A 15591-nucleotide genomic window follows, 5' to 3' on the forward strand; every position below is an offset into this window, starting at 1 on the left:
TCAGGCCCCCTGTCCGGTGGAGTCATCTTCTGCCACATCGTTTTCCGCGATGTGCAGCCCGGCCAGAGTGGCCTCGCCCGGAGCTCCGTCGAGTGCGCCGGGGCGTTCGTCGGGGAAGCCGGCGAGGATGCGCGCGGTCTCGCGGAAGGTGCACAGTGGGGCGCCCCGAGTCGGGCGTACCTGATGGCCCGCTCGCAGGGCATCGGTGATCGCCCGCGCCGATTCCGGGGTCTGGTTGTCGAAGAATTCCCAGTTCACCATCATTACCGGCGCGTAATCGCAGGCGGCATTGCACTCGATGTGCTCGAGGGTGATGGCGCCGTCGGCGGTGGTCTCGCCGTGTCCGACGCCCAGATGTTGTTGCAGCGCTTCATAGATCGCGTCGCCGCCGAGGACCGCGCAGAGGGTGTTGGTGCAGACGCCGACGTGGTAGTCGCCGGTCGGGGTGCGCCGGTACATCGAGTAGAAGGTGGCGACGGCGGTTACCTCGGCGCCGGTGAGGCCGAGTTGGTCGGCGCAGAAGTCGATCCCGGTGCCGGTGACATGCCCTTCCTCGGCCTGCACCAGGTGCAGCAGTGGCAGCAGCGCCGATCGGGGGTGCGGGTAGCGGGCGATGATCTCCTTGGCGTCGACTTCGAGTCGCTGCCGCACATGCGGCTGGTACGGCTCCGGCCTGCTGGTGAGCTTGAGCTCTATCTTCATCGGTCCACTCCGCCCATGACGGGGTCGATGCTGGCGACCGAGGCGATGACGTCGGCGACCATGCCGCCCTCGCACATCGCGGCCACCGCCTGCAGATTGGTGAACGAGGGATCGCGGTAGTGCACCCGGTACGGCCGGGTGCTGCCGTCGCTGACCATGTGCACGCCCAGCTCACCGCGCGGTGACTCCACCGCCGTATACACCTGTCCCGCGGGCACACGCATGCCCTCGGTGACGAGCTTGAAGTGATGGATCAGCGATTCCATCGAGGTGCCCATGATCTTGCCGATGTATTTCGGTGAGTTGCCCAGCCCATCGGGGCCGAGCTTCAGGTCGGCGGGCCAGGCGATCTTCTTGTCGTCGACCATGACCGGACCGGGCCGCAGCCGGTCGAGACACTGCTCGACGATCTTGAGCGATTCGGTCATCTCGGCGACCCGGATCAGGTAGCGGCCGTAGCAGTCGCAGCCGGTGGTCGTCGGGATCTCGAATTCGTAGTTCTCGTAGCCGCAGTAGGGCGCCGACTTGCGCAGATCGTGGGGCAGGCCGGTGGCACGCAGGACCGGGCCGGTGATGCCGAGCGCCATGCAGCCGGTGAGGTCGAGGTAGCCGATGTCCTGGGTGCGCTTCTTCCAGATCGGGTTGGCGCTGAGCAGATGCTCCATGTCGCGCAGCCGGCCCGGCATGATCTCGAGGAGTTCGCGGACTTTGGTGACGCCGTCGTCGGGCAGGTCCTGGGCGAGTCCGCCGGGACGGATGAACGCGTGGTTCATCCGCAGGCCGGTGATGGTCTCGAACACGTCGAGGATGAGTTCGCGTTCCCGGAAACCGAACAGCATCGGGGTGAGCGCGCCCAGTTCCATGCCGCCGGTCGCCAGCGCGACCAGATGCGAGGAGATCCGGTTGAGCTCCATCAGCATGACGCGCACGACGGTGGCCCGTTCGGGGATCTGCTCGGTGATGTCGAGCAGCTTCTCCACGCCCAGGCAGTAGGCGGTTTCGTTGAAGAAGGGGGACAGGTAGTCCATCCGGGTCACGAAGGTGACGCCCTGGATCCAGGGGCGGAATTCCAGGTTCTTCTCGATGCCGGTGTGCAGGTAGCCGATGCCGCAGCGGGCTTCGGTGACGGTCTCGCCTTCGATCTCGAGGATCAGGCGCAGCACGCCGTGCGTCGACGGGTGCTGCGGGCCCATGTTGACGACGATGCGTTCTTCGCCCCCACCCTCGAGCACCTCGCTGACCTGGTCCCAGTCCTGGCCTGCGACGGTGACTATCTGTGGTTCGTCGCGGCGGAAATCGGTGTCGGTCATCAGCTGTAGGTCCTCCGCTCGTCGGGCGGCGGTATCCGCGCGCCCTTGTACTCCACCGGGATCCCGCCGAGCGGGTAGTCCTTGCGCTGCGGATGGCCGCGCCAGTCGTCGGGCATGGTGATGCGGGTCAGCGAGGGATGCCCGTCGAAGAGGATGCCGAAGAAGTCGTAGGTCTCGCGTTCGTGCCAGTCGGTGGTCGGATACACCGCGAACAGCGAGGGAATGTGCGGATCGGCATCGGGGGCCGACACTTCCAGCCGCACCCGCCGGTTGTGCGTGATCGACATCAGGTGATAGACCGCGTGCAGTTCGCGGCCTTCGTCGTCGGGATAGTGGACGCCGTTGACGCCGAGGCACAGTTCGAAGCGCAGCGAGGTGTCGTCGCGCAGCGCGCTCGCGACGGCGACCAGATGCTCGCGCCGCACGTGCAGGGTGATCTCGTCGCGGAAGACGACGACCTTCTCGATCACGGTGTCGAAGGCGATCACCCGGTTGGTCAGCGCGGCGCGCAGGGTGCCGACGAACGCGTCGAACCAGCCACCATAGGGCGGTGGGGTGCCCGCGGGCAGGGCGACGGGGGTGACCAGGCCGCCGTATCCGGAGGTGTCCCCGGTACCGGTGACGCCGAACATGCCGCGTCGGGTGCCGATCACCTCGTCCTCGGGTGGCGCCGGCGGCGGGGGCGCGGTGGAGGCTTCCTCCGGAATGTCCTGTCCCGCATTGCTGTCGGTGTTGTCGGGAGCGTCGAACGTCATCGCAGCAGGCCCTCCATCCGGATGGTCGGCGTGCTGGCCAGCGCGGCCTGTTCGGCGGCGCGGATCGCTTCCTCGCGGTTGACGCCCATCGGTGTCTCGGCGATCTTGGCGTGCAGCGCGAGGATCGCGTTGAGCAGCATCTCCGGGCGCGGCGGGCAGCCGGGCAGGTAGATGTCGACCGGGACGACGTGGTCGACACCCTGCACGATCGCGTAGTTGTTGAACATGCCGCCCGAGGACGCGCAGACGCCCATGGCCAGTACCCATTTGGGTTCGGTCATCTGGTCGTAGACCTGCCGCAGCACCGGTGCCATCTTCTGACTGACCCGCCCCGCGACGATCATCAGATCGGCCTGGCGGGGGGAGGCGCGGAACGCCTCCATGCCGAAGCGGGCGATGTCGAATCGCCCTGCGCCGGTGGCCATCATCTCGATCGCGCAGCAGGCCAACCCGAACGTCGCGGGCCAGACCGAGCCCTTACGCAGGTAGCCGGCGAAATCCTCGACGGTGCTCAGCAGGAACCCGCTGGGCAGTTTCTCTTCGAGACCCATTATTTCCCACTCATTCCCAGCTCAGGCCGCCGCGCCGCCACTCGTAGGCGTAGGCGACCGACACATTGACGATGAACAACGCCATCGCGGCGAGCCCGAAGAGCCCGAGCGCATCGAAATGCACGGCCCACGGGTAGAGGAACACGATCTCGATGTCGAAGATGATGAACAACATCGCGGTGAGGTAGTACTTCACCGGAAAGCGCTGTCCCGTGGCGTTTCCCGGGCCGCCCGCGATGGCGTGCGGTGTCGGCTCGATGCCGCATTCGTAGGGTTCCAGCTTGGCCCTGTTGTAGCGCTTCGGGCCGATCAGCGCCGCCATGATGACGGAGAACACCGCGAACGCGGCAGCGATGGCGCCGAGTACGAGCGCGGGCACCTCGATATTCACGACTGCTTTCCCCTCCTCGCTGGAGCAGGTCGAGCCGTGTGGCCCGGCCGCGGACGGCAGCTTTGGCGAGACGGGGCCGACAACGTTGTCCGCCGATACGGGGCTCGCGCAAGGCTGTGCAGCGATGGCGGAGCGTTATACAGGAGCCCGCGCTCGTGTGAGCTAGAGCACAGACTACCGCCGTTTCGGTGGTCCGCCGCGCGTTTCCGGGGCGGGGTTTGATCGATTTCGGTACCGCGATTCATGAGCGATCCGGGGGTAATCCCGGATACGCGCACGACGAACAACCACTGGTGTTACCAGTGGTGATGGACAGAACTGTGCGACTCGGACTATCCGAGGGATCGGGACGATGCCCGATTGCCGCCGATCAGCGGGCGAGCAGGATGCTGGTCACCGCGCGGGTCAGCTGCATGGGGTCGATCGGGTGCGATACCGCCGCCTCCGCGCGCGACCAGTTCGCCAGCCAGGCGTCGTCGGGCCTGCCGGTCAGCACGACCACCGGCGGGCACTCCTCGATCTCGTCCTTGAGCTGCTTGGCGATACCGAGGCCACCCGCGGGCGCGGATTCCCCGTCGAGGATCGCCAGATCGATCCCGCCCGCATCCATCTGCTCGATGACCACCGGCGCGGTGGCGACCTCGAAGAAGTCGAGCTCCGGTAGATCGGCACGCGGCTTACGGCCCAGCGCCAGGATCACCTGTTGCCTGGTGTCGGCATCGTTGCTGTAGACCAGTACGCGCAGCGGGGTGGAACCATTCGATTCGGCCACGCACGGATCGTACGTCCGCGCGGGCCTGCCGCGTGGCAGGTTCGCCGGATCAGCCGGTTGGCCTGCGGGGCAAGGTAGTCCACCGCAGGCTCCCACGGGTTACCAGTTGCCGTCCTGGACTTTCTTGTCGCCCAGGGGGATCACCGGAAGTGGCTGTTCGATGGGCGGATTCGGGTGTTCGTCGGCGAGCCAGTCGCCGGTGGGTTTCACCTCCGCGAGTTCGGTCGATGGCGGGAGGTCGTCGGCGTCGGCGGCGTAGTAGTCGAACCAGGGCAGGTTGTGCTGGGCGTAGGCCTGGGCGGTGATCGGGGTAGGCGGTGCCGGTTCGCCGGTGATCTGCTGCCATTCGGCGGCGGAAGCGAGATGGACGAAGACACGCCCGTCAGCGTCGGGGTGGTAGTCCTCGATCGGGCGCTCGTCGGCGAAGATTTCCTGGCGCATGGTTCCGCCCGCGCCGAGACCCATCTTCCTGGCGGCGGGGCGAGCTCCTCGTGCACGCGGCGAGCCGGTGGGCGCGGCGCCGGGAGCCGGGGCACTGCCGGGAGCGGAGTAGGCGACCGGGGCGACGTAGTGCGGTGCGGCCGGCGCTGCGCCGTAGACCATCTCCTCGGCGAGCCACGGTGCGGTGGGTGCGGCGGGCATGCGTTGCCGCCTGGCGCGTTCGGCGGCGTTCCAGGTCTCCAGTGCGGCATCGGTGAGCCCGTGGACGGCGAGCTGCACACCACCCCATTGCTCGGTGCCCGTCACCTGGCCCTCGACGGTCGCACCGAGTCCGAGCGGCACCGCGACGAACTGGCGGACCGTGCCGTCACCGGAGTTGATGCCGTCCATCCACGGCTGTTGGGGTAGCGCGAGGTAGTTCTGCGGATCCTTGCCGAGGGTGTCGCTCCATGGCTTGCCCGACACCGCGCAGACCTTGCCGACACCGACCTTCAGCGCGGCGGGGGTGGTGGCGGAGAATCGCAGCCACATGGCTTCACGCTGGTAGACCGGCAGCATCACGCCGCCGCGCTTGCGCCATTCGGCGGGCACGGTGTCGGGGTAGTCGGCGACCCGGCGCAGCGGGAACGTACCGAGACCGGGCGGCAGTGGATAGGTGCCCGTCTCGGGCAGTCGCAGGGTGCGGATGAAGGTCACCCGCACGCCGCCCGGCAGTTCCAGCGCGTCCCCGGACAGTTTCACTTCGGTCGACATATCCCACCCCTTCGTTCGATTGCGTACAGACGATGAATCAGCCCCCTGGCGACGACCGTACCCGCGGCACGGGTGAGCGTCCACGGTGTCGCGGTCAGCGACGCGGCGGCAGCCCGAATTCGGCGCGGATGCCGGTGAACAGCAGCTCGACCTGGTCGCCGAAGGTGATCGCGGCTTCGTTGAGCGCCGACAGCGCGCCCTGCAGGGGATCGGCGTGACGGGCATGGAACAGGGTGTTGACGGCGAAGTGCGGTCGGCTGATGGTGCCGCGGTCGTAGGGATTCGGTCGACGCGCGGGTCTGTCGGCGCGTTCCCGGGCGACGGCCTGGAACCGGCCTGCGTCAGGGCCGTATTGGTCTTCGTCGAGCCGGGCGAAGGCGGCATCGGAATCCCGGAACGGCTCGGGGAACGGTTCCCCGGAGCGCAGTGCCGCGAGCGCGGGACGCACCCACGGACGCTCGCTGAGCCCGGCGAATTCGTAGGCGCGCAGCGCGCAGTACTCGCTCAGCTTTCGGAGCCGATCGGCAGGCATCTCGGCGATCGACTCGGCGAGCGCTCGGTCGTAGCCGGCGAGATCGCGAGCAGAGTAGACGTCGGCGAGCGCGGCGATGGGCTCGCCACCCCACGCTTCACGTTCCTGCTGCTGCCACCCACGTGCCTGGTCGGCCGAGGGATCGTTCGTCGCGAGATTCTCCCCGCCGAAGGGGATTTCGAGGTGGGGAACCTGCCGGGGCGCAAGGTCCTCGGGATCGAGGCGGATGCCCGAGTCGATCAGGGGCGGTGCCTCGATATCGACGTCGTGCCCGGGAGCATTCCAGATCAGTGGCGGCCGCAGAACGCTCCCGTCGTCGGGCCACAACCGGATCCGCCAATGGTCGCCAGGGGTGGTGGTGCCGGGCCAGCCGTACCCGACGAACCCGGTGCCCGCGATGTCGACGATGTAGTCGCCCGGCGGAACCGGTGCGGCTTCCCAGGTGTCCACCGGTGAGCTGATGTTCAGTCCGTATTCGCCGATGTGCAGCCGGGCTTCGCTGATCTGTTGCCAGTCGGCATCATCGGCGGGCGGACGCGTCGCCCAGACCTGCACGACGAGCGGCATCTCGAAGTTGTTCTGGTGTGGACTGCGCACCACGACGGTGTGCCCGTCACCGGCGGACGGCCCCTCGGCCAGCGCCGCCTCCAGCAACGACAGCTCGGCGTCCTCCTCGCCCTCCCCACCGTGCAGGACGAACTGGCCGTAGTCGAGAAACAGCTCGAGATGATGTTCGGCGTCCGGATGTCGGGTCATGCGCGGCATCGTGGCACGACGCACCGACAGCTCGGCCGATCCAGGGCGGAGCCGGTCCCGCTACGGCCCGATCGTGGCGTGGAAAGCGTCTGTCCCGGTTTCGAGCGGATCGATGAGGTGGGCCAGAAACAGCCGGGTCGCCGGGGTTGGGGTCGGCGTGGTGACCGCGTGCCAGGCGCGGTCGAGGGGGGTGCCCGGCACGTCGATCGTGTGCAGCGCACCGGATTCCAGGTGCTCGCCGACGGCATCGGAGTGGATGAGGGTGATACCGAGCCCCTCGCGCGCGGCAGCGATGACCGCGCCGTGCGAACCCAGGGTCAGCGTCGGCGGGTCGATTTGGAGACGGTCGATCAGCGCGAGTGTCGCTTCGCGGGTGCCCGAACCGTTGCCGCGCAGTAGCCAGGTGGTGTGGCGTGGATCGTGGGTGTCGCCGGCGCCGACGACGACGAGGGTGCTCGGGCGTCGCGCCTGGATGACCAGGTTCGCCGCGTGTGGGGGGCGGCCCGCGATGACGAGATCGGTCTCGTGGTGCTGCAGTTCGAGAAACAGCACGTCACGGGGCTGGATGGACAGGCTCAGTTCCACATCGGGGTAGCGGTGACGAAACGAGGCCAGCGGCCGCAGCACCACCGATTCGCCCGCGGTCGCGACGACGCCGATCCGTAGCCGGCCTGCCTCGGCCTGCCGGACCGCGGCGTGCGCTTCCTTCATGAGGCCGAGGATCCCGCGGCAGTACTCGGCGTAGACCCGGCCCGCCTCGGTCAGGGCGATCCCCCGCCCGGATCGGGTGATCAGTTTGGCGCCGAGCTGCTTTTCGACATGGGCGACCGCGGCCGACACCGCCGCCTCGGTGACATGCAGCTGGGCGGCCGCGCGGCGAATGCTGCCCAGCCGGGCCACCGCGAGGAAGGTTTCCATCCGCCCCGCGCTCACCCTGCCCATTACCCGACGGTAGCAAACTCAACGTTTCGGTTGAGCGTTCCCAGAAACATTCACATTGTTTGTGACGGTCGCGGGCCCCATCCTGGAATTCGATAGGCGCCCAGCCGATTCCACAGGAGGAACCATGGCGGAAGAAACCGAACGGGATCGTTGGGATCCGGGTGTTCAGTCGTACGCGTCGATGGGATATTACGCACCCGACTACGTGCCCTCGGATACCGATGTGCTCGCGGTGTTCCGGGTGACCCCGCAGCCTGGCGTCGATCCGATCGAGGCCGCGGCCGCTGTGGCGGGCGAATCGTCCACTGCCACTTGGACTGTTGTGTGGACCGACCGGCTCACCGCGCACTCGAAGTATCAGGCGAAGTGTTACCGGATCGACGAGGTGCCGGGCAGGCCGGGCGAGTACTTCGCCTACATCGCCTACGATCTGGATCTTTTCGAGGAAGGGTCGATCACCAACCTCACCTCCTCGGTCATCGGTAATGTCTTCGGATTCAAGCCGCTGCTCGCGTTGCGGCTCGAGGACATGCGTATTCCGGTGGCCTATGTCAAGACCTTCCAGGGCCCGCCGCACGGCACGGTGATGGAACGTGAATATCTCAACAAATACGGCAGGCCACTGCTGGGCGCGACGGTGAAACCGAAACTCGGTTTGTCGGCACGCAATTACGGCCGGGTGGTCTACGAGGCCTGCAAAGGCGGCTTGGATTTCACCAAGGACGACGAGAACATCAACTCCCAGCCGTTCATGCGCTGGCGCGACCGCTACCTGTTCGCAATGGAGGGCGTGAACAGGGCGATGGCCGAGACCGGCGAGATCAAAGGCCACTACCTCAACGTCACCGCCGCCACCATGGAGGACATGTACGAGCGCGCCGAGTTCGCCAAGGAACTGGGCTCGGTGGTCATCATGATGGACCTCACCGTCGGCTACACCGCGATGCAGTCGATGTCGAAGTGGGCGCGGCGCAACGGGGTACTGCTGCACCTGCACCGGGCGGGCCATTCGACGTTCACCCGGCAGAAGACGCACGGCGTGAGCTTCCGGGTGCTGGCGAAATGGTGCAGGCTGATCGGTGTCGACCATGTGCACGCGGGAACCGTGGTGGGCAAATTGGAAGGCGATCCGGCGACCACCCGCGGTTTCTACGACACCTTGCGCGAGAACCACATTCCCACCGATCTGGGCAACGGCATCTTCTTCGACCAGGACTGGGCGAGCCTGCCCGGGGTGATGCCGGTGGCCTCGGGCGGTATCCACGCAGGCCAGATGCATCAGCTGCTCGATCTGTTCGGTGACGATGTGATCCTGCAGTTCGGTGGCGGCACCATCGGTCATCCGCTGGGGATCGCGGCAGGCGCCGAGGCCAACCGGGTGGCGCTGGAAGCGGTGGTCAAGGCGCGCAACGAGGGTCGCGACCTGATCAAGGAGGGGCCCGACGTGCTGCGCACGGCAGCCTCGACGTGTCGTCCGCTCGAGGTCGCGCTGTCGACCTGGGGTGATGTCACCTTCGATTACACGTCCACCGACGCACCCGACGCGGTGCCGACGCCGAGCCTGTAGGGAGCACCATGTATCTGCGACACGGGACGTTCTCGTATCTGCCCGAGTTCACCGACGAAGAGATCGCGGCGCAGGTGCGCTACGCGCTGCTCAACAACTGGCCGGTGTCGATCGAGTACACCGACGATCCGCACCCACGCAACACCTACTGGGAGATGTGGGGGTTGCCGCTGTTCGACCTCGACGAACCCGACGGGGTGATGGCTGAGATCAACGCCTGCCGGGCGACGTTTCCTCGCCACTACGTGCGGGTCACCGCCTACAACGCGACCTACACGAAACAGACGACGGCGCTGAGCTTCCTGGTGCAGCGCCCCGCCGAGGAGCCCGGTTTCGAACTGGCGCGGGCCGAGGGCTCGGATCGCCGCCAGATCTACAGCCTGCGCTCCTATGCCACCGATCGTCCGCAGGGACAGCGGTATGGCGGCTGACGGATCCGCAGGCGGATTCCGGTTGCCGCGGCCGGGCGTCACCGACGCCCGGCCGTCGCGCCCGCCCGCCGAGGGCGCCACCGCGACCGAGGAACTGCTGAGCGAGGACGCGCTGTTGGATCTTTCTCTCGACCTGGCAGGCCACGACGTGGCCGAAACGCTGGCCGCGCTCGACGCGGAGCTGATCGGCCTGGCGAATGTGAAGGAACGGGTACGCGAGATCGCGGCGCTGCTGATGATCGACCGGGCGCGGCGGCGCTTCGGGCTGGAGTCCTCGCGGCCGACGATGCACATGAGCTTCACCGGCGGACCCGGCACCGGGAAGACGACCGTGGCATTGCGGATGGCGCAGATGCTGCACGCGCTGGGTTACATCCGGAAACCGAAGGTGCACACGGTGACCCGTGACGACCTGGTCGGCCAGTTCATCGGCCACACCGCGCCCAAGACCAAGGAGGCGATCGCCAAGGCCGCGGGCGGTGTGCTGTTCATCGACGAGGCGTACTACCTGTTCCGGCCCGAGAACGAGCGCGATTACGGGCAGGAGGTGATCGAGATCCTGCTGCAGGAGATGGAGAGCGAGCGGGCGAGCCTGGTCGTCATCTTCGCCGGTTACCCGGATCGGATGGACCGCTTCTTCTCGGCCAATCCCGGGCTGTCCTCGCGGGTGGCGCATCATCTCGAGTTCGCCGACTACACCCACGAAGAACTCATGGGTATCGCCGAGTTGATGGTGACGGGGGAGAACTTCCGCTTCGACGCGGCCGCGCACGTCGCGTTCGCGGAGTATCTGACGATGCGGATGACCCGGCCGCGGTTCTCGAATGCGCGCAGCGTGCGCAACGCGATCGACCGGTGCCGGCTGCGTCAGGCCAAACGGCTCGTCGAGGCGGCGCGGCCGCTGTCGAAGACCGACCTGATCACCCTGTGCGACCGGGATGTCTACGGCAGCAGCGTGTTCGACGACGCGGGGCAGGAGGTGGCCGCGACGCCATGCCCGACGGATTGAAGACCCTCACCCGCTACACGATCGAGGAGGAACACCGCCATCCCGGTTCGTCGGGCGAGTTCTCGGCGCTGGTCAACGTGGTGGCCACGGCGACCAAGATCATCGCCAATCAGGTGACGCGCGGTGCGATCATCGGATCGGGCCGCGACGACGACGAGCCGCTGTCGGTGAGTAGGCGGCTCGACGCGTTGACCGATGAGATCATGGTGGCTCAGACCCAGTGGACCGGGCACCTGTCGGGGTTGCTGTCCGAGCAGCGCGCCACCGCGCTGCCGGTGCCCGCGACTCAGCGGCGCGGCAAGTATCTGCTGGCCTTCGACGCGCTGGACGGGTCGAGCAATATCGACGTGAATCTGCCTGTCGGCTCGATTTTCAGCATTCTGCGCGCACCGCAGGAGGTGCTGGCAGGCACCGCGGAGCCGGGCGACGCCGACTTTCTGCAGCCCGGTGTGGCGCAGGTGTGTGCCGGGTTCACCCTCTACGGCCCCGCGACCATGCTGGTGCTCACCACCGGTAGCGGGGTCGACGGGTTCACTCTCGATCGGGAGATCGGCGCGTTCGTGCTGACCCATCCGCATATGCGGATCCCCGACGACACGTCGGGTTTCGCGATCAACGCGGCCAACGAACGGTTCTGGGAACGTCCGGTGCGCCGCTATGTGCAGGAATGCCTGGAGGGGGTGGACGGGCCGCGGGGACGTGACTTCAACATGCGCTGGGTCGCCTCGCTGGTCGCCGACACCTTCCACATCCTGACCAGGGGCGGGATGTACCTGTATCCCCGCGATACCCGCAATCCCGCACGGCCGGGCCGGGTTTCGCTGTTGTACGGGGCGAATCCGATCGCGTTCATCGTCGAGCAGGCCGGTGGTGCGGCGACCACAGGGCACGACCGGGTGATGAAGGTGCCGCCGGCCGAGGTGCACCAGCGGGTGCCGTTCATCTTCGGTTCCCGTAACGAGGTGCTGCGCATCGAGCGCTACCACTCCGAGCCGGACGCCGGTCCGAGTTTCGACAGCTCGCTGTTCGGCTCGCGGTCGCTGTTCCGTCCGGCCAAGCACGATCAGCGCAAGTAGGAGTCGCCATGTCGGTCAAGCATCCCGTTGTCGCGATCACCGGTTCGTCCGGTGCGGGAACGACCAGTGTCACGCGCACGTTCGAGGAGATCTTCCGGCGCGAAGGGATCAGCGCCGTCGTGGTGGAAGGCGATTCGTTTCACCGCTACGACCGCTCGGAGATGAAGATCGCGATGGCCGAGGCCGAGCAGCAACGCAATACGACGTTCTCGCATTTCGGCGAAGACGCGAATCTGCTGCCCGAATTGGAGGCGCTGTTCCGGGATTACGGTGAGTCCGGCGTCGGGCAGGTGCGCAAATACCTCCACGACGACGAGGAGGCGAAACCGTACGGGCAGCCGGCGGGCACGTTCACGTCGTGGGAGGATCTGGCGCCCGGCAGTGACCTGCTGTTCTACGAGGGGTTGCACGGTGCGGCGGTGACCGACGCGGTCAATGTCGCCCGATACACCGATCTGCTGGTCGGTGTGGTGCCGATCATCAATCTCGAGTGGATCCAGAAGGTGTACCGGGACAAGACCCATCGCGGATATTCCAGCGAAGCGGTGATCGATACGATCCTGCGCCGGATGCCGGACTACGTGAAATACATCTGTCCGCAGTTCTCGCGGACGTATGTGAATTTCCAGCGGGTGCCGACGGTGGACACCTCGAATCCGTTCATCGCGCGCAGTATTCCCACGGCCGACGAGAGTTTCGTGGTGATCCGGTTCGCCGATCCGAAGGTGATCGACTTCCCGTATCTGCTGTCGATGCTGCACGATTCGTTCATGTCGCGGCCGAACTGCATCGTGGTGCCGGGCGGGAAGATGGAACTGGCGATGCAGTTGATCTTCACGCCGCTCATCCTGCGGTTGATGGACAAGCGGCCCAAGCGATTCGTGTGATCAGGCCTGATCTCCGTCGCGCTCGGCCTGCTGCCTGCGGGCTTCGCGACGCTGTTGTTCGGCGCGTTCGCGCAGCGAGCGCAGGAACGCTTCGTCGTCGTCGGGGTTGGTCGCGACAGCGCGGCCGGGCCGATCGTATTCGCTGAAGCGGGTGGTCGACGCGGGCCGCGACGGGGTGATCGGCCTGCCGGCGAACAGCCACAGCAGGGCGCCGATCGTCGGGACGAGGACGACCACGAGCACCCATCCCATCTTCGGCAGATGGCGGATCCCGTCGTCGGGACTGGTGACGATGTCGACCAGGCAATACACCCACAGGGCGAGGGTCAGGAAGCCGAGGACGGCGTAAGGCATGCGCCGACTATCCCATGGCGCCCACCGCACCTCGGTGGTGGGCCGCCCCGGCGGCGAAGGCGGTTCGGTTCCCACGGAGCAGTCGGTCGACGCGGCCGCGGCTGATCGCGATCAGTCCGGAAGCAGCGGAACCGACAGCCCCTCACCGCTCTTCAGCAGTGCCGCGCGGGTGACGGCGGCGGAACCGAACCGGCGGCGCAGATCGTCGAGCGTCGCGTCGAGGGTGTTGTCGGCGCGGGGCTCCAGCGGCAGGGTCAGCTGCATGGTGTCGGCGTCGTCGAGATTGGTCAGCGACAAGCCGATCAGGGTGATCCCGCGTTCGGCGATGAGCGGTTGGGCGGTGTCGAGCAGCAGCCGGGCGGCGTGCCGGATGGACGCGGTGGCGTCGGTCGCTTCCGTCAGGGTGTGCGAGCGGGTCGCGCGGGTGAAGTCGTCGAATCGCAGGCGCAGGATGACGGTGCGGCACACCCGGTCCGCGGCCCGCAGGCGGCGGCCGAGGCGGTCGGTGAGGCCGTCGAGGTAGGCGGCGATCTCCTCGGGTTCGCGGTGGCGACGACCGAGGGCGCGCTGGGCACCGATCGATCGCCTGCGTTTCCCGGTCTCGACGCGCCGGGGATCGCGCGCCCAGGACAGGGCGAACAGATGCCGGGCCGCACCGGCTCCGAGGATGGCGCGCAGGTGCGGTTCGCCGAGTTCGGCCAGCTGCCCTACCCGGGTGATGCCGTTGGCGTGCAGAGTCGCGGCGGTGACCGCGCCGACACCCCATAATCGCTCGACCGGCAACGGGTGCAGGAACTCCAGTTCCCGGCCGGGCTCCACCAGGCGCAATCCGTCGGGTTTGGCGACCGCCGAGGCCACCTTGGCGAGGAACTTGGTGCGCGCGATACCGACCGAGATCGGCAGGCCGACCTTGCCGCTGACCTCCGCCCGCAGGGCGCGGGCGATCTCGATCGGCTCGCCCCTGATCCGTCGCAAGCCACTCACATCGAGGAACGCCTCGTCGATCGAGATCCCCTCCACGATCGGGGTGGTGTCGCCGAACACCGCGAACACCGCCTTGCTCGCCTCGGCGTAGGCCGACATCCGCGGCGGGACGACCACCGCGTGCGGACACAACCGCAACGCCTGACCCGCGTTCATCGGCGTCCGGATCCCGAACGCCTTCGCCTCGTAGCTCGCGGCCAGCACCACCCCGCCGCCCACGATCACCGGCTTGCCGCGCAACCACGGCTGATCGCGCTGCTCGACCGAGGCGTAGAAGGAATCCAGGTCGGCGTGCAGGATCGACGCCTCGGCGCGGGACTGGATGCGCGGGCGGCGCGGCACAGCGGAATCGGACACGAACATATGTTCGCATCGGGGTACGACCAAAACGGGCCGTCAGGCCATGGCGGTGGTCCTTGCCCGCAATTTCTCGGCGAACGCGCGGGCCGCGGCGATGTCGGTGGCGTCCGGGTGGCCTTTGCGGATGCCGCCGACGAGGCGCAGGGGCAGCCAGGTGTCGAAGCCGCGGCAGCCGAAGAGGTCGACCACGTCGAAGCCCTTCTTCTCGATGCCGCGGGTCAGGGCGCGGGTGTAGCGGCGAAACGGTGGTTCCGGGAATCCGCCGGTGCGGAACACGAACGCGGTGCCGCGGTGCGCGACCGGCAGGGCGGTGATGAACCGGCGCAGCTCCGGGTGGAAGTTCATGTTGTAGATGCCCGATCCGAAGCCGACGAGGTCGTAGTCGGCGAGTTCGGCCGGGTCGATGTCGCCGGTAGCGACGACGCGGGCGCCGAGCACCTGGGTGCGCCGACGTCACCGGTGTCGACGGCCAGCAGGAAGCGGGCGATCACCGCACGGCTGGTGGCGGAGTCGGGTTCGAACCGACGGCGACGGGCCGCGACGTGCGCGCGGGCCCGGTGCGCGATCTGACGGACGGCGGTATCGGTCTTGTCGATCATCTCCGCGATCTCGCCGTGGCTGTGGCCGAACACCTCCGACAGCACGAACACCGCCCGCTCGGTGGGGCCGAGGGTTTCCAGCACGAGCAGCATGGCCATCGACACCGACTCGGCCAGCAGCACGTCGTGCCCGGCGTCGGGGGTGGTGCGGATCGGTTCGGGCAGCCAGGTGCCGACGTAGTCCTCGCGGCGGCGGCGCACCGTCCGCAGATGGTTGATCGCCTGACGGGTGACGATCTGCACCAGGTAGGCGCGCGGATGCGTCACCTCGGTCGCGTCGCGCCAGCGAAGGTAGCTGTCCTGCAAGACATCCTCGGCGTCGACGGCACTGCCGAGGATCTCGTAGGCGATCGTGAACAGCAGCGGCCGGAAGGTGTCGAACGGGTCGGGTTCGGTCATCGGGCCACCCCTGCGCAATG

General features: G+C 67.5%; 17 protein-coding genes and 1 pseudogene. 5 read left to right on the top strand and 13 right to left on the bottom strand.

From position 1 onward, the window contains the following. The 9 genes from nuoE to ACWF9G_RS02975 form a co-directional block, all read right to left on the bottom strand. Nucleotides 1–702: an NADH-quinone oxidoreductase subunit NuoE gene (gene nuoE, locus ACWF9G_RS02935; RefSeq protein ID WP_452513244.1), complete on the bottom strand. Its 702-nt coding sequence runs from the start codon at nucleotides 700–702 to the stop codon at nucleotides 1–3. Then, a complete protein-coding gene (gene nuoD / locus ACWF9G_RS02940) occupies nucleotides 699–2012 on the bottom strand; it encodes an NADH dehydrogenase (quinone) subunit D (RefSeq protein WP_452513245.1) in 1314 nt (437 codons plus the stop codon). The genes nuoE and nuoD overlap by 4 nt, the downstream gene beginning before the upstream one ends. Further along, the gene (locus ACWF9G_RS02945) at nucleotides 2012–2767 is read right to left on the bottom strand and encodes an NADH-quinone oxidoreductase subunit C (protein WP_452513247.1); all 756 of its coding nucleotides are present in this window, start codon (nucleotides 2765–2767) and stop codon (nucleotides 2012–2014) included. The genes nuoD and ACWF9G_RS02945 overlap by 1 nt, the downstream gene beginning before the upstream one ends. Continuing rightward, on the bottom strand, nucleotides 2764–3318 hold the full coding sequence (locus tag ACWF9G_RS02950; protein WP_379305951.1) for a NuoB/complex I 20 kDa subunit family protein: 555 nt from the start codon (nucleotides 3316–3318) through the stop codon (nucleotides 2764–2766). Before ACWF9G_RS02950 ends, ACWF9G_RS02945 begins: the two co-directional genes overlap by 4 nt. A 10-nt stretch (nucleotides 3319–3328) precedes the next feature. Continuing rightward, on the bottom strand, nucleotides 3329–3709 hold the full coding sequence (locus ACWF9G_RS02955; RefSeq protein ID WP_189028737.1) for an NADH-quinone oxidoreductase subunit A: 381 nt from the start codon (nucleotides 3707–3709) through the stop codon (nucleotides 3329–3331). Nucleotides 3710–4079: 370 nt separating this feature from the next. Continuing rightward, nucleotides 4080–4481, bottom strand: coding sequence for an Rv3143 family two-component system response regulator (locus ACWF9G_RS02960; protein ID WP_452513248.1), 402 nt, complete (start codon nucleotides 4479–4481; stop codon nucleotides 4080–4082). Nucleotides 4482–4580: 99 nt separating this feature from the next. Then, nucleotides 4581–5675, bottom strand: coding sequence for a hypothetical protein (locus ACWF9G_RS02965; RefSeq protein ID WP_452513250.1), 1095 nt, complete (start codon nucleotides 5673–5675; stop codon nucleotides 4581–4583). A 94-nt stretch (nucleotides 5676–5769) separates the two neighbouring features. Then, nucleotides 5770–6963 (bottom strand): hypothetical protein, encoded by a 1194-nt coding sequence (locus tag ACWF9G_RS02970; protein ID WP_452513252.1) that lies wholly within the window; start codon nucleotides 6961–6963, stop codon nucleotides 5770–5772. A gap of 60 nt (nucleotides 6964–7023) precedes the next feature. Then, nucleotides 7024–7905, bottom strand: a complete 882-nt coding sequence (locus tag ACWF9G_RS02975) for a LysR family transcriptional regulator (RefSeq protein ID WP_379305959.1) — start codon at nucleotides 7903–7905, stop codon at nucleotides 7024–7026. Nucleotides 7906–8029: 124 nt separating this feature from the next. Here ACWF9G_RS02975 and ACWF9G_RS02980 point away from each other — a divergent pair, with 124 nt between their 5' ends. The 5 genes from ACWF9G_RS02980 to ACWF9G_RS03000 are packed head-to-tail and all read left to right on the top strand — an operon-like array spanning nucleotide 8030 to nucleotide 12875. After that, nucleotides 8030–9472, top strand: coding sequence for a form I ribulose bisphosphate carboxylase large subunit (locus tag ACWF9G_RS02980; protein WP_379305961.1), 1443 nt, complete (start codon nucleotides 8030–8032; stop codon nucleotides 9470–9472). A gap of 8 nt (nucleotides 9473–9480) precedes the next feature. Next, nucleotides 9481–9903: a ribulose bisphosphate carboxylase small subunit gene (locus ACWF9G_RS02985; protein ID WP_379305963.1), complete on the top strand. Its 423-nt coding sequence runs from the start codon at nucleotides 9481–9483 to the stop codon at nucleotides 9901–9903. Further along, nucleotides 9893–10912 carry an AAA family ATPase gene (locus ACWF9G_RS02990; protein ID WP_452513254.1) on the top strand — a complete coding sequence of 340 codons (1020 nt, stop codon included), beginning with the start codon at nucleotides 9893–9895 and terminating at the stop codon, nucleotides 10910–10912. Before ACWF9G_RS02985 ends, ACWF9G_RS02990 begins: the two co-directional genes overlap by 11 nt. Then, nucleotides 10897–11988: a class 1 fructose-bisphosphatase gene (locus tag ACWF9G_RS02995; protein WP_379305967.1), complete on the top strand. Its 1092-nt coding sequence runs from the start codon at nucleotides 10897–10899 to the stop codon at nucleotides 11986–11988. The genes ACWF9G_RS02990 and ACWF9G_RS02995 overlap by 16 nt, the downstream gene beginning before the upstream one ends. Before the next feature lie 8 nt (nucleotides 11989–11996). Continuing rightward, on the top strand, nucleotides 11997–12875 hold the full coding sequence (locus ACWF9G_RS03000; protein ID WP_379305969.1) for a phosphoribulokinase: 879 nt from the start codon (nucleotides 11997–11999) through the stop codon (nucleotides 12873–12875). Here ACWF9G_RS03000 and ACWF9G_RS03005 read toward each other — a convergent pair whose 3' ends face one another. The 4 genes and pseudogenes from ACWF9G_RS03005 to ACWF9G_RS03020 form a co-directional block, all read right to left on the bottom strand. After that, complete coding sequence (locus ACWF9G_RS03005; protein ID WP_379305971.1) at nucleotides 12876–13229, bottom strand: PLD nuclease N-terminal domain-containing protein; 354 nt, start codon at nucleotides 13227–13229, stop codon at nucleotides 12876–12878. It lies immediately after the preceding gene. 111 nt (nucleotides 13230–13340) lie between these two features. Further along, the gene (dinB, locus tag ACWF9G_RS03010; protein WP_452513256.1) at nucleotides 13341–14576 is read right to left on the bottom strand and encodes a DNA polymerase IV; all 1236 of its coding nucleotides are present in this window, start codon (nucleotides 14574–14576) and stop codon (nucleotides 13341–13343) included. Between the two features lie 33 nt (nucleotides 14577–14609). Further along, complete coding sequence (locus ACWF9G_RS03015) at nucleotides 14610–14918, bottom strand: flavodoxin (RefSeq protein ID WP_452513258.1); 309 nt, start codon at nucleotides 14916–14918, stop codon at nucleotides 14610–14612. A gap of 104 nt (nucleotides 14919–15022) precedes the next feature. Next, a pseudogene (locus tag ACWF9G_RS03020) lies at nucleotides 15023–15571 on the bottom strand (sigma-70 family RNA polymerase sigma factor); the annotation flags it as partial. Between the last annotated feature and the right edge of the window lie 20 nt (nucleotides 15572–15591).

It is taken from the genome of Nocardia sp. NPDC055029 (assembly GCF_053608525.1).

What these genes read in the sequence shown, in the direction of transcription:
- nuoE (WP_452513244.1), bottom strand. Translation starts at nt 702, where the DNA reads ATGAAGATAGAGCTCAAGCTCACCAGCAGGCCGGAGCCGTACCAGCCG.
- nuoD (WP_452513245.1), bottom strand. Translation starts at nt 2,012, where the DNA reads ATGACCGACACCGATTTCCGCCGCGACGAACCACAGATAGTCACCGTC.
- ACWF9G_RS02945 (WP_452513247.1), bottom strand. Translation starts at nt 2,767, where the DNA reads ATGACGTTCGACGCTCCCGACAACACCGACAGCAATGCGGGACAGGAC.
- ACWF9G_RS02950 (WP_379305951.1), bottom strand. Translation starts at nt 3,318, where the DNA reads ATGGGTCTCGAAGAGAAACTGCCCAGCGGGTTCCTGCTGAGCACCGTC.
- ACWF9G_RS02965 (WP_452513250.1), bottom strand. Translation starts at nt 5,675, where the DNA reads ATGTCGACCGAAGTGAAACTGTCCGGGGACGCGCTGGAACTGCCGGGC.
- ACWF9G_RS02970 (WP_452513252.1), bottom strand. Translation starts at nt 6,963, where the DNA reads ATGACCCGACATCCGGACGCCGAACATCATCTCGAGCTGTTTCTCGAC.
- ACWF9G_RS02975 (WP_379305959.1), bottom strand. Translation starts at nt 7,905, where the DNA reads ATGGGCAGGGTGAGCGCGGGGCGGATGGAAACCTTCCTCGCGGTGGCC.
- ACWF9G_RS02980 (WP_379305961.1), top strand. Translation starts at nt 8,030, where the DNA reads ATGGCGGAAGAAACCGAACGGGATCGTTGGGATCCGGGTGTTCAGTCG.
- ACWF9G_RS02985 (WP_379305963.1), top strand. Translation starts at nt 9,481, where the DNA reads ATGTATCTGCGACACGGGACGTTCTCGTATCTGCCCGAGTTCACCGAC.
- ACWF9G_RS02990 (WP_452513254.1), top strand. Translation starts at nt 9,893, where the DNA reads ATGGCGGCTGACGGATCCGCAGGCGGATTCCGGTTGCCGCGGCCGGGC.
- ACWF9G_RS02995 (WP_379305967.1), top strand. Translation starts at nt 10,897, where the DNA reads ATGCCCGACGGATTGAAGACCCTCACCCGCTACACGATCGAGGAGGAA.
- ACWF9G_RS03000 (WP_379305969.1), top strand. Translation starts at nt 11,997, where the DNA reads ATGTCGGTCAAGCATCCCGTTGTCGCGATCACCGGTTCGTCCGGTGCG.
- ACWF9G_RS03005 (WP_379305971.1), bottom strand. Translation starts at nt 13,229, where the DNA reads ATGCCTTACGCCGTCCTCGGCTTCCTGACCCTCGCCCTGTGGGTGTAT.
- dinB (WP_452513256.1), bottom strand. Translation starts at nt 14,576, where the DNA reads ATGTTCGTGTCCGATTCCGCTGTGCCGCGCCGCCCGCGCATCCAGTCC.
- ACWF9G_RS03015 (WP_452513258.1), bottom strand. Translation starts at nt 14,918, where the DNA reads ATGAACTTCCACCCGGAGCTGCGCCGGTTCATCACCGCCCTGCCGGTC.